This is a genomic window from Acinetobacter sp. ANC 4654 (assembly GCF_002135425.1).
GTDB classification, from domain to species: domain Bacteria; phylum Pseudomonadota; class Gammaproteobacteria; order Pseudomonadales; family Moraxellaceae; genus Acinetobacter; species Acinetobacter kyonggiensis.
The window spans coordinates 90,732-103,949 of sequence record NZ_NEGL01000005.1 but is presented as its reverse complement, the minus strand read 5'-3'; the positions used below and the strand labels follow the sequence as shown (position 1 = coordinate 103,949).

The following is a 13,218-nucleotide window of genomic DNA, read 5'->3' as shown; positions in this document are numbered from 1 at the left end:
GGCTTTACTCGTATTGAGTAAAACTTGAGAAAATATACAGCAGGGCTGCGGAGTGAAGGGCAGGTGAAGTTAAACAAAGTCAGGAAAATAGTGCGATAATGAAGAGGTGAGATGGGCGGATTTATTTGGGGTATTCTTATACAGACTAATCTTTTTAGATGACAGTTTAACGAAATACTACAGTGTAAAAAATGGATCGTTTCTACACTATGCAACTTTTAAAAGCTAAGCTTATTTATCATTAGGTGATTCATGATCAAGATTAAATATGGTTTTATTGCTTTTGCAGTATTCAGTGTTGTGGGCTGCCAAACAATGCCGCAGTCCAAGATTACTGTGGGTTCTACAGGCCTATCTGAATCACCGAGTGTTGAGGCTCAAGTTCGTGCAGATCGGATCAATTTTAAAAAAATAAAGCAACAACAAAGTCGTCCCATCGTGGCTTTGGTACTCGGCAGTGGCGGTGCACGCGGCTATGCACATATCGGTGTGATTAAAGTCTTGGAACAACAGGGTATTCGACCTGACTTTATTGTGGGTACGAGTGCAGGAAGCATTGTCGGTTCAATTTATGCAAGCGGTAAAACAGCGGATGAATTGCGTGACATTGCGTTGAACATGAAAGCCAATGATGTACGTGATATCAAACTGGACATGAAAGGTTTTTTTGATGGCAAAAAAGTTGAAAATTATGTCAATCAACAAGTGAATAATACGCCTTTAGAATTGCTTAAAACACCGATGTATGTGGTGGCGACAGAATTAAAAGAAGGCAAAAAAGTGGTATTTAATTATGGTAACACTGGGCAAGCTGTACGTGCATCAGTGTCTATCCCGAGTATGTTTGTTCCCACAAAGATTGGTGAAGATGAATATGTCGATGGCGGTTTAGTCAGTCCTGTACCTGTCGATGTTGCTCGTGATTTAGGCGCGGATATTATTATTGCAGTCGATATTTTAGCTCAACCGATGCATACTGAAACCAGTAATGTTTGGGGGATGTTTAATCAAAATATTAATATTATGCAGAACCACTTAGCCAGAGAAGAGCTTAAACATGCAAATATCGTGATTCAGCCTGATTTAAGAGAGAAGGGACATATTTTTGATGTCAAAGGTCGTGAAATGACCATACAAGCGGGCATTGATGCAGCACAAAATCAATTACAGCAAATTTCAACGGTCTTTAATCAAAAACAGATGCCACAAGGGCAGAAGCTTCAGCAATTCAGTGTACATGATTAAGCAAACTGATGACTGCAATGATGCAGGTAGATTCAGCAAGTTTAAAATTAGATTTTATTATTCTTTTAAGCCGATGAGTGTGATTTTTTGATCGTAAAATAATCTCATTTGAGTGGGTTATATTGTAAAAGTAAACTAATTTATTGATATTTTTAATGAAAATAAATTAAGTGGCTAAAGGTCTTATTCTATATAATTTTTAGATTAATACTTTTTATTCAATTATTTAAGTTTACCCACTACAAGAAAGTCAATAAACTTCATCTCAATAAATTTGATACAAAAACCTGTATCTATAAGGATGGTTAAATGAATAAGAGTAATCCGAAGATAGAAAAAATTACCATAGGTCATAAAGTCAAAATGGCCTCTATGGAGCATCTGGTTTTTACCGTGATTTCGGAAAATACAGATGGTACATATGGGATTGAAACACAGTTAGATCAGCAAAATGTGCTGAATTATGGAAATATTTCTCAAGAGATGTTACGTAAAGTATAAGTATTTGCTTCATCTTGTTTATTCAGTTTTATCTTAGTCATTCAATATATTAGACCGTACCTGCAAATGGATTTGCATGCATGCTTGATCCGTAACAGGCAAAACATAAGAGAATGAACGGAGAAAGTTTTCAATTTATCGGTGGGTGTTTTTTGTAATAATTCTTTTTGAGCATTTATTCTATAAATCAGTGATATATAAAAAATTAATAATATACAGTGGCTTGAGTTGGTTTTTTGTATCTTTTTGGGAATGCTGCTTTTTTAACTATAAATAATAATGATGATTTTATTGTCAATTGGGACATTCAATTTCTTTGAAAAACGATATAATAATAGTTACATATACTATTGTCTGTTAAAGAGTCTAGAGAACGCGATGTCCCCATTAGATCAAATTGCTCCAGCATTAGATGACCAGGCTGAATTGACCATGTCAGTATTAATGACCCCTGATATGGCAAACTTTTCAGGTAATGTTCATGGTGGAACAATTTTAAAATTGTTGGATCAAGTCGCTTATGCATGTGCTAGCCGCTATTCAGGTTGCTATGTAGTGACTTTGTCGGTCGATAAAGTAAATTTTAAAGAACCGATCCATGTTGGTGAATTGGTTACTTTCCTTGCTAGCGTAAACCATGTGGGTCGGACGTCAATGGAAATCGGGATTCGTGTAGAAGCGCAGAACATTCAAAAGCGTACCGTGCGTCATACCAATAGTTGCTATTTCACCATGGTTGCTGTCGATAAAAGTGGTAAGCCACAACAAATTCCTGCATTAAATTTAGACAATGATTGGAAACGTTGCCGTTTTGAGGCTGCCGAACATCGTAAAGTGGCGCGTCTACAAGAAAGCCATCATCCATCATGTAGTATTTATAAAAAAACTTCATAATGCTACGCATTATTGATTGAATAAACAGACTGCTTCTAAGCGGTCTTTTTTTTGATTCAAAAATAAGATTTACGCTATACAGGCAGCATAAATCAGCATAATATAAAACGATACGTATCGTTTTGTTTGGATGGTGTAATGACTGAAGCGGAAAAAACTTCACGCCGTAAGCAGTGTATTTTAAATGCAGTGTCTGAGGCATTAGAAGAATATGATTATCGTCATTTAACTGTAGAAGACATCGCGGCACGTGCAGGGGTGGGTAAATCTACGATCTATCGCTGGTGGAAGCATAAGTCCGATTTGGTCTTAGATGCGTTTAAAGAACAAACTGCACCTGTGTTTGAATTAGATTTTCAACAAAGTTTGGCATTTAATTTTAACCAGCAACTTTTAAAGTTATCACAAGCATTAAACCATCCTGTGGGTCGAGCCTTATTGGTGGTGATGGCGGAACATCGTGAAGCTGCGGGTGAATTCTTTAAACAGTATTTATTACCACGCCGTGAGCAAATGCGTAAGTTGATTCAAATCGCCATTCAGCGTCATGAAATTATTGCTGAATATCCTTTTGAACTGATGCTGGATACGCTTTATGGCCCAATCCATTATCAAATTATTTTCTTCAATCGAATACCTGATCAAACCTACATTGAACATCTGGTCAGTTTAGTCATGCAACCCATTCTTGTTCAAAATTCACCATAGCTATGCAAGTAAGTTGATCATTATGATTACGACAGCCACTGAGCGTTTATGGAATCGCTCTTTTATCTTGTGCCTTTTTAATAATTTGTTTTTATTTACTTATTATTATGCACTACTGACCATTTTACCGATTTATATCATGAAAAATTTAGGTGGAACGGTAAAAGAAGCGGGTTTGGCATTGACCTTATTTTTGGTGTCTTCGATTGCGGTTCGTCCATTTTCTGGACTGATTGTTGAAAAATTAGGAAAAAAAATAGCGTTCCGTGGTTCAGCATTTTTATTTGTACTTTTTGCGTTCAGCTATTTATTTGCCGATAGTTTGTGGGCTTTATTGGTGATTCGTTTTATTCATGGTATTTGGTTTAGTGTTTTGACTACGGTTACAGTGCCTATTGCCAATGATTTTATTCCCGATCATCGTAAGGGTGAAGGCATGGGATATTTCGTCATGTCGACCAATCTTGCCGTGGTGTTTGGGCCATTGTTGGCATTAACTATTATTCAATTTACTGATTTTAAAAACCTATTTTTAATTTTAGCCAGTGTGGTTTGTCTGGGCTTTATGTTTTGTCTGATGGTTCCTGTAGCAAAAAATCAGATGGATTCAAGTGATGATCAAGGGGTAGAAAAGCGTCTAGGTTTTCATGACATTATTGAAATGCGTGTCGTGCCTATCGGTTTTGTTGCTTTGCTCACTGCATTTGCTTATGCCAGTATTATGAGTTTTATTACCGCATATAGTGAAGCTCAACAGCTGCTTGCCTATACCAGTTTATTTTTTATTGTTTTTGCCATTTCGATGATTATTGTACGTCCTTGGGTGGGTAAAATTTATGATCGTAAAGGTGCGAGTGCGGTGATTTATCCGTCCTTTATTTTCTTTGCGATTGGTTTGGTCATTGTCAGCTTTATCTCCAATCAATGGATGCTTTGGCTCTCTGCTATATTTATTGGTATTGGCTATGGTTCATTATTTCCATGTTTTCAAACGCTGGCTATACAGTCTGTGCCTAAACAGCGCATGGGTCATGCAATTTCGACCTTCTTCACCTTATTTGATTTAGGCATGGCGATGGGTTCAGTGATCCTTGGTTTGATCATTGCCTACTATGGTTATCAAATGACTTATCTATGCTGTGCTGTCATTACTGTGGCAACATTATTTGTCTATAAATACACCGTTTCAGCAACAGTTAAACAACCCAAATAAAGAGGTACGGCCATGGAATTACGTCATTTACGCTATTTCGTTGCAGTGGCAGAAGAGCTGAATTTTACTAAAGCTGCACAGCGTATGTGCACGGTACAACCTTCTTTAAGCCAGCAGATTAAAGACCTTGAACAAGAGGTCGGTGTGCAATTGCTGATTCGCTCGAATCGTAAAGTTGAACTGACTGAAGAAGGCAAAGCATTTTTAAAAGAAGCCTTGTTAAGTTTAGAGCATGCTGAAAAAGCCATTCAAGATGCACGGAAAATTGCCAATTTAAACAAAGACCAACTGAATATTGGTTTTGTTCCTGTGGCTGAAATGAAAATTTTCCCCTATATCATGCCGAATATTCGGGCGCATTTTCCTGAAATTAAAATTAATTTTCATAGTTTGACGGATGCAAATCAATTTAAAGCGTTAAAAAAAGGCGATATTGATATCGCTTTTACGCGCTATGTGGATGAGTCAAGTGAACTTGAGCATGTACAAATTTTTAGTGAGCCTTTGGCTTTAATTGTTCCCAAAGACTCGGCCATTGCTGCACAGCGTCATGTGAGTATTAAGAGCTTTAATCAGCAAGATTTTATTATTAGTGATGAAGTTGCATCACCACAACTGTATAAAATTATTACGGATTTCTTTAAGCAGTCCAAATTGAATGTAAATGTGGTGCAACAATCGACCAATATTTTATTGAATGTCAACTTAGTGGGGATGGGAGTGGGTTGGAGCTTGGTGCCCGCTTATGTGATTCCGCTTTTGGGCGATAAAATTGTGGTAAAAAATACCATTGAGCCGTTGCCGATGATTGACTTGCATGCAAGTTATCGTAAAGGTCAAAAAAATGAAGTCATTGAACTGATTTTAAAAATATTAAAAGAGCAGTTTTATATGGGCTTCTTTTAAAAATCTCAGCATTAAAATTCTAAATGTTGCGCGATGCTTTAAAAAATCAAAAGCATCGTGAGCGATTACACACATCACATAACAATAATGCACAAACTGTTTTAGCTTTTTATAATTAAAATCTAAAACAACAATATAGGCATGATAAGAATGATGAAGTTATATAACAATGCACAATCACGTGGTATGACCCTTTTTCCTTTGCTCAAAGAGTTGGGAATTGCAGAGCAAATTGATCAAATTCAGATTGCTTATGAAGATATGCATAAAGCAGATTATTTGAACATTAATCCTATGGGGAAAGTCCCTTGTTTGGTCGATCAAGGTATCGTAATTTCTGAAACGGCTGCAATATTTACCTATCTGGCCGATAAATATATTGAAAAGGGTTTGGCACCCGCATTGGATGATCCCAAGCGTGGGGCATATTTGAAATGGATGTTTTTTTGTCATGGTCCTTTGACTGAATATATGGATTTGCGCAGTCTTGAAGTATCGAATGAAAGAATCGAACAGAAAAAACGAGGCTTAGCATTTGGTGATCAAGAAACGTTATTTGCCTTTTTAAAACAGGGGATGCAGCAGGCGAATCCTTATTTGCTTGGGGAAAAAATTTCAGCAGCAGATTTATATTTGGGTTACTGGCTGGTTTTTGCAATTGCCTTCAAAATCCTACCTTATCTTGATGAGTTCAAACCTTTTCTTGAATTGATTAAGCAGCGTGATTCGATGAAAGATGTGGTTTGGTTTCAGAAATTAAATGGCTAATCTGTTTTATATGGTTAATTTAATCATCCAGATGAAATAAAAAGACCACGCTTTTGCGTGGTCAGATCTGTAAATATGATTCAGTTGATGAATTATTTTACATGCAGCTTTTTGAACAATTGTTGGCTGACCTGATCTAAAGTTTGTGGAATCGCAAGCGCGGCCACAAAGCGGTCAGGACGTAAAATAACAACAGATTCAGATGTTTTACCAAACCATGTACGAATGTCTGTACCAATATCACCTAAAGTAATCACGCCTTCAAACTTTTTACGGTTTTCATTGCCAAATTGAACTTCAGGAATAATTTGAATGAATTTAACCCCTAATTTTTTCCACACTTGCATATTGGCATCGTTAATTCCCCATTGAGGGTCGACACCCCAAGCGATAATGGCAAAGTCATTGCCAATGATGTCATCCAGTAAAACTTTTTCACCCGACTCCAGTTTTACATGCGGTTGGATGAACATTTTACCAATAGGCGATTCTTTCTTACCATCTGCCAGCAAGGCACCATCGTTATATTTAGGCATAGGTTTAAAACGCATTTCAAGCAAATATTGCTTAATCGGTTTGATGTAATTTAATGCATAAGCAATTCCATCACGGACAAAACCTTGCCATTTTTTCGGTGGCGCAAGCACGTGACCTGCCATCACAGAAAGATCAATCATCGCTTTGGCATGGTCTTTACGTTCAACTTGGTACGAATCCAATAGATCAGCAGTTACTTTACCTTGTACCACCAGCGCAACTTTCCACGCTAAGTTAAAGGCATCTCGCATACCACTGTTATAACCTTGACCTTGCCATACTGGCATAATATGTGCAGCATCACCCGCCAGTAAAATACGCTCGACACGGAACTTATCGGCAATACGTGCATTGTGGGTATAGACCCGTTGACGAATCACTTCAATGTTTTCAGCATTGGGTAAAACTTTAGACAATAATTTTGCAATATTTTCTGCTTTGCTAAGTTCTTCTTGAGTTTCACCGGGCATGACCATAAATTCGAAACGACGAATACCGTGTGGTAAAGCCGCCGATACATATGGGCGTACTGGGTCGCAGCATAAGTAAATGTGCGGTGTGGCTAAAGGATCATTTTCAATGTCGATGACGATCCATTGGTTCGGTGCAGTTTTACCATCAAAAGCAATATTTAAATTACGACGCACAATGGAATTGCCCCCATCACAGGCAATTAAATATTGTGCATGAATAGTTTCTTGTTTTTGATTTTTGTCTTGAAGCTTTAGTGTGACACCATTTGCATCTTGGCTAAATTCATTGAGCTGACGTGAAAATAAGACCTTTGTTGTTGGGTATTGTTTTAAACCTTGCAGTAAAACATTGTCAACTTGAGGTTGAATAAAGGCATTGCGACGTGAGAAACCAAATTCACGAGTCAGTGGTTGAATATCTGCGAAACAGCGACCTTTGGGGGTTAAGAAACGCATCGCATGGTTTGGTGTGGTATGTGGTAATACTTGATCGACTAAACCGAGAGATTGAATGGTACGCAAAGATTCATCATCAATCCCAATCGCACGTGGGTAGTCAATTAAACTATCCAACTGCTCAATAATAGTGACTTGTACGCCTTGCTTACTTAAATAATTCGCAATTGTTAAACCAACAGGACCTGCGCCCAATATAGCTACTTCAGTCGTATAATTCGTTTTGTTTGTGCTCACAGCGAATATCCATTCAATTCACAATAATGCTATTAACGATGAATTTGAGAGGCTGAACAAGCTATGCCATAGTAGATATGTTGATTAAAAAGAAAACATGCCAAAGACTATGTGATATATCAAAACATTGAAAAATATAAAATAATAATAAATTTAACCATACGATTTTTTAAATGAGTAATCATTTTTTTCTATGACTCATAATGACCTTCTTACAGATGAAAAGGCTTTTAAAATTTATAAATGAATTTGAATACGTTGCCATCTGGCAAGGAAGAAATTAAAGTGGAGCCATTCAGCAGATCTTGAGTGTGATTTGAGCTGATGATGACCTGAATTAATGTCCACTTTAGTTAAAAGCGAGTAAGTTTTGAAACTGATTTCTCCAACGCAAGCTGTACCTACTCATATTATTTCTGGATTTTTAGGCGCTGGAAAAACCACTTTGCTGAAGCATTTACTTAGCCAAAAGCCAGAAAATGAAGTCTGGGCCGTGTTGATGAATGAGTTTGGGCAAATTGGGGTCGATCAGCAGATGTTGCCGCAAACCCAAGGCTATGAAGTCAAAGAACTCTTGGGTGGTTGTTTGTGTTGTAGTAGTCAATTACCCATGCAAATTGCTTTATCGCGACTATTGTCAGAAACCAAACCAAACCGATTGTTTATTGAACCGACGGGTTTGGGGCATCCTGCACAATTGTTGGAACAACTGACCGAACTGCATTGGCAGCAAAGTATTGCGATGCGTGCTTTAGTGACCGTGGTGGATGGTTCACGCTTACATGATTGCCAATGGACTGAGCAAAATTTGTATGCCGACCAATTGAAAGCTGCGCAGATTATTGTGGTTTCTCATGCAGATCGTATGGATTTTGTCGATCAGCAAGCCTTAGAAATCTTACAGACAGAATATCAGGCGTATGCACAAACTTGGCTTAGGAGTGGGCAAGCTGATATTGCTCTTGAGCAGATTGATCAGCCTTATATTGGGACTGAACGTAAGATTCAACCTTTACTGAAAATTCAAAAAACATTGCTTGCAGGACAGACTTTGCCTGAAATTAAACAGTTGCCTTATCACTATGTCGAAACGACACAAGGGTATAGCGTGGCAGGCTGGAAATTACCTAAGCGTTGGTTGTTTGATTTTTATCCGTTATTAGATTTGCTCTGTGAGCAACAAAATTGGCTGCGCATTAAAGGTATTTTTAATACCAATCAGGGCTGGAAAACCTTTAATTTTAATCCGCAGCAATTTAATTATCAGTCTTCAGAAGAGGGGATTGATAACCGCATTGAAATTATTGTGCAAGATCAGCGTGATTGGCAACACTTTGAAGATCAATTATTTCAATGTCAGTTAAATGCCGATAATACGGATAAAACAACTCAGCAAATTTAGTTCAAATCTTATATGCTAAGCGCCAAATTTGAGGACTTTTTTATGGCACTTAAAGCAACGATTTATAAGGCTGATTTGAATATTGCCAATATGGATGATCATCAATATGCTGATTATCAGCTGACGATGGCTTTACATCCGTCAGAAACGATTGAGCGCTTGATGGTACGTATTTTGGCATATGCTCGTTTTGCTGATGAAGCTTTAGAGTTTACCAAAGATTTATTTGAAACCAATGAACCTGCTTTGTGGGAAAAAGATTTAACGGGTCAATTGATCAAATGGATTGAAGTCGGTAGTCCAGATGAAGATAAAGTTAAAAAAGCCAGCGCACGCTGTAAACAAGTTGCTGTGGTGACGTATGGCTCGGCTGTTGATGAGTGGTATAAGCGCAACAGTAAATTAAAAACCATGAGTAATGTGCAAGTCTGGAAGTTATCGACTGCCACAACGGATGCTTTGCCACAATTATGCGAACGCACCATGCAGTTACAATTAAATGTGATGGATGGCGAGTGGACGTTAATTGGTGATCAAGCTCAAGTATTGGTTGAATGGGAACAGTTACAGTAAATTATTTGAGGATGCAGGTTTAGGCTTGCATCCGAATAGCAAAATTGCGTATACCTTAAAAACAAGAATTTAAAACAGGTAGATCAATGGATCCTGATTTATATCATTTGCTGATTGCGCTTGGTATTGGTGCAATTATTGGTGCAGAACGTGAGTATAGAAGTAAATCTGCGGGCTTAAGAACCATGATTATGGTCAGTTTAAGTTCATGTTTGTTTACGATTCTATCGTTAAAAATTGGTGTGGAAAACCCTGATCGCTTAGCCGCCAATATCTTAACGGGGCTGGGTTTTCTGGGTGCAGGTGTGATTTTTAAAGATGAAAATCGCATTTCAGGCATTACCACGGCCACCACCATTTGGATGACGGCTGCATTGGGCATGGCTGTGGGTGCGGGCTACGAGCTGTTGAGTCTGTTGGGGACGCTGATTGTTTTGATCGTGTTAATTTTTTTAATTTATGTGCAAGAGCATATTGAGTCACTCAACCAAGCACGAACCTATCGAATTGTTTGTGAATTTCAACAAAAAACATTAGATCAGTACGAAGATTTATTTAAAACTTATAACATGAAGGTTGTCCGTAGCGCACAACATAAAACAGAACATAGAATTAGAGGTCGGTGGATTTTAATTGGTTCAGCGGAAAATCATAAAAAATTGACGGCTTATTTACTCAATGATGCCAATATTGAAGAACTGAGTTTTTAAATGTTGCAACATTCAAATGGGAAGGAATTCAACAGACCCTAATCCAGTTTATACTATGGATCGAAAACATAGCTGTAGGTTGGGTAAATGACAATGTCGAATGAATTAGAAATTATTGATTTGAAAGTGGGTGAAGGCAAAGAAGCGGTCAAAGGTGCGCTGATTACCACGCATTATACAGGTTGGTTAGAAGATGGCACCAAGTTTGACTCATCAATTGACCGTGGTAATTACTTTGAAACAGTGATTGGGACGGGCCGTGTGATTAAAGGATGGGATCAAGGCATTATGGGGATGAAAGTGGGCGGTAAACGTAAATTACTGGTTCCTGCACATTTGGCTTATGGTGAACGTAAAATGGGTAAAGTGATTCCTGCTAATTCAAACCTTATTTTTGAAATTGAATTATTTGACGTAAAAACACGTGATTAAGCACATTGCATGCTTTGATTAAAAAATATTCTACAAGAGACAAGGATGAATCTTGTAGAAGATACAAAAGTTATTTGAGTTTTATTTTTTTATCGTTACATTAAGATATAGCTAAGCGTAATTTAAGGAAGATTCGCTTTTTGTTTAAAATAAAATATTTAATACATTTTCTTAAATTTTTCCTTTTGGCATGTTTATGTTTATTCATGTGGCAAAAATACGCATGTGCACAATATGAAGCTGCGTCTGAGTCTTATTACTTACATCAGAAATTAATTAATCAGGTCGATTTTACCGATAAGACCACCAGTCCGTTAAATGGGCTGTGGCAGTATTATCCCGAACAATTGATTATTAAACCCAGTTCAGTCTTAAAATCAGAAACAGTACAGTTGCCAATTTCTTTCAAAGCACTGACTGGAACCAATCAAACCTACGGCACATTTATTGGGCATTTTAAAATACCGAAACAATATCTTGGGCGGCGTATCGCAATTTTTATTCCGAATCAATATGGTGCTTATCGTATGTACTTAAATGGAGATTTTCTACTCCGTTTAGGTGATGTCGGTCGGGATGCAAAAAGCCATCAAACAGAAAATGCACCTCGAATCGCTTTTTTTGTTGTGAATAAAGAATATTTTACCCTGACCATTCAAGCCTCCAATTTTAATCATCTGCATGGTGGTTTAGAAAACCCCATGCGAATTGGTATTTCTAAAACCGTCAGTCGGCAATACCAACAGTTGATGATGAGTATTGGTTTGGTCTGCGGTGCAGTATTGGGGATTGGAATATTCACCTTAATGTTTTCAATTTTTCAAGGTGTCATTGGGCGCAGTAACATTCGAGTATTTGTCTTTGGTATTTTTATCCTGTTTTTAGCCTTACATAATTTATTTTCAGCACCGTATGCTTACACTGCATTTACCGACATTAGTTGGTTGTGGGGAGCACGATTAGAATATCTGTTTACTTATTTGGCAGTGGTCTTTTTTCTGAGTTATATGTTTTTACTCAATCAGCGCTATTTGCATCCGATTGTGTATTTTGCTGCTATGGTTTTGCTGACGATTGATATTGTGGTCACAGTTTTAACCGTACCAGAAGTATTTCAGCATTTCGCATTTTATAGTTTTATGTTTAGCTTTGTGGTCATTTCAAATTTTGCCTATGGTTTTTATTTAATACTAAAACATAAAGAACCATATTCTATGGTCAATTTATGGGCGGTTATTTTGTTATGTGTCACTTTTTTACATGACTTTTTATTGACGCTTAATTTAATCGACTCTTTTAATCTTTCGTTTATTTCCACCAGTTTTTATGCGCTGCTGATTATGTTCCAGCAGGCAAAAAATTACGCCCATCATACCTATTATATTCAGCAATTGAATGACAATTTAGTGGAGCTGAACAGTTCTTTAGATCACAAAGTACAACAACGTACCTCACAATTGCATCAGTTAAATGAAAAGTTAGCACGGCAAATTCAAATTGATGCATTAACAGGAGCATTTAACCGCCGTGCTTTAAATAATGAAATTCAGCGTTTATTTATGCTGACTCAAAATAATCATACCAACAGCACATTGACCTTTGCTATGTTAGATGTAGATTATTTTAAAAATTATAATGATTACTATGGGCATTTAAAGGGCGATGCCATTTTGAAAGATTTGGTTACGGTGATACAACGGGCTTTACCCGAATCGGCCTATGTTGCACGTTATGGTGGCGAAGAGTTCGCGATTATTTTGCATGATGTCCCACATGCCGTGGTGCTCAATGTTTTGCAGCAGGTGCTTAATGCGGTCAGAAAAAACCACTTTGAACATTTAAATCGACCCGATAAAAAGCAATATGTGACTTTAAGTATGGGCATTGCGTGGATAGATCGAGAGCATCAATATGCAGATATTCATGAATTAATGAAAGCTGCGGATGTGCAACTCTATGCTGCGAAGCATGCTGGGCGAGATCAATATCAAGTGCATAATGCGATAAATAAAGCGAGATGCGCCAAACAAATTTAAAGATGCCTTTCGCGCTGCGGATGATTAAAAATACACAAATGAAGATTGGAAAATCACTTATAAAATAAGCTATTGTTGTTTTTTAACATGTTTGTTTCTTATAAAAATAGTCCTTTAATATTTATTT

Annotated in this window: 13 protein-coding genes; 12 read left to right on the top strand and 1 reads right to left on the bottom strand. The window is 37.3% G+C overall.

Features of this window, described 5'->3' with window-relative positions; all coding sequences use genetic code 11:
• Positions 1 to 252: 252 nt before the first annotated feature.
• The 7 genes from B9T24_RS09175 (at position 253) to B9T24_RS09145 (ending at position 6,235) form a co-directional block, all read left to right on the top strand.
• A complete protein-coding gene (locus B9T24_RS09175) occupies positions 253 to 1,245 on the top strand; it encodes a patatin-like phospholipase family protein (protein ID WP_086165493.1) in 993 nt (330 codons plus the stop codon).
• Between the two features lie 309 nt (positions 1,246 to 1,554).
• A complete protein-coding gene (locus B9T24_RS09170; protein WP_086165492.1) occupies positions 1,555 to 1,746 on the top strand; it encodes a hypothetical protein in 192 nt (63 codons plus the stop codon).
• A gap of 378 nt (positions 1,747 to 2,124) precedes the next feature.
• Entirely contained in the window at positions 2,125 to 2,640 is a 516-nt protein-coding gene (locus tag B9T24_RS09165; protein WP_074944010.1) for an acyl-CoA thioesterase, read from the top strand.
• A gap of 138 nt (positions 2,641 to 2,778) precedes the next feature.
• Positions 2,779 to 3,348, top strand: coding sequence for a TetR/AcrR family transcriptional regulator (locus B9T24_RS09160; RefSeq protein ID WP_086165491.1), 570 nt, complete (start codon positions 2,779 to 2,781; stop codon positions 3,346 to 3,348).
• A 25-nt stretch (positions 3,349 to 3,373) separates the two neighbouring features.
• The gene (locus tag B9T24_RS09155; RefSeq protein WP_171264886.1) at positions 3,374 to 4,561 is read left to right on the top strand and encodes an MFS transporter; all 1,188 of its coding nucleotides are present in this window, start codon (positions 3,374 to 3,376) and stop codon (positions 4,559 to 4,561) included.
• 12 nt (positions 4,562 to 4,573) lie between these two features.
• Entirely contained in the window at positions 4,574 to 5,467 is an 894-nt protein-coding gene (locus tag B9T24_RS09150; RefSeq protein WP_004648167.1) for a LysR substrate-binding domain-containing protein, read from the top strand.
• Between the two features lie 153 nt (positions 5,468 to 5,620).
• A complete protein-coding gene (locus tag B9T24_RS09145) occupies positions 5,621 to 6,235 on the top strand; it encodes a glutathione S-transferase family protein (protein WP_086165607.1) in 615 nt (204 codons plus the stop codon).
• A 92-nt stretch (positions 6,236 to 6,327) separates the two neighbouring features.
• Here B9T24_RS09145 and B9T24_RS09140 read toward each other — a convergent pair whose 3' ends face one another.
• A complete protein-coding gene (locus tag B9T24_RS09140) occupies positions 6,328 to 7,938 on the bottom strand; it encodes a bifunctional 3-(3-hydroxy-phenyl)propionate/3-hydroxycinnamic acid hydroxylase (RefSeq protein WP_086165490.1) in 1,611 nt (536 codons plus the stop codon).
• Between the two features lie 370 nt (positions 7,939 to 8,308).
• On the opposite strand from B9T24_RS09140, the gene B9T24_RS09135 reads away from it, so the two are divergent.
• The 5 genes from B9T24_RS09135 to B9T24_RS09115 all read left to right on the top strand — a co-directional run bounded on the left by B9T24_RS09135 (position 8,309) and on the right by B9T24_RS09115 (position 13,091).
• Positions 8,309 to 9,340 carry a CobW family GTP-binding protein gene (locus B9T24_RS09135; protein ID WP_086165489.1) on the top strand — a complete coding sequence of 344 codons (1,032 nt, stop codon included), beginning with the start codon at positions 8,309 to 8,311 and terminating at the stop codon, positions 9,338 to 9,340.
• 42 nt (positions 9,341 to 9,382) lie between these two features.
• Entirely contained in the window at positions 9,383 to 9,913 is a 531-nt protein-coding gene (locus tag B9T24_RS09130; protein WP_004648171.1) for a YaeQ family protein, read from the top strand.
• An 86-nt stretch (positions 9,914 to 9,999) separates the two neighbouring features.
• Positions 10,000 to 10,623, top strand: coding sequence for an MgtC/SapB family protein (locus B9T24_RS09125; RefSeq protein ID WP_086165488.1), 624 nt, complete (start codon positions 10,000 to 10,002; stop codon positions 10,621 to 10,623).
• A gap of 93 nt (positions 10,624 to 10,716) precedes the next feature.
• Positions 10,717 to 11,055 carry an FKBP-type peptidyl-prolyl cis-trans isomerase gene (locus tag B9T24_RS09120; protein ID WP_074944032.1) on the top strand — a complete coding sequence of 113 codons (339 nt, stop codon included), beginning with the start codon at positions 10,717 to 10,719 and terminating at the stop codon, positions 11,053 to 11,055.
• Positions 11,056 to 11,261: 206 nt separating this feature from the next.
• Positions 11,262 to 13,091: a diguanylate cyclase gene (locus tag B9T24_RS09115; protein ID WP_171264881.1), complete on the top strand. Its 1,830-nt coding sequence runs from the start codon at positions 11,262 to 11,264 to the stop codon at positions 13,089 to 13,091.
• The last annotated feature ends 127 nt before the right edge of the window (positions 13,092 to 13,218 follow it).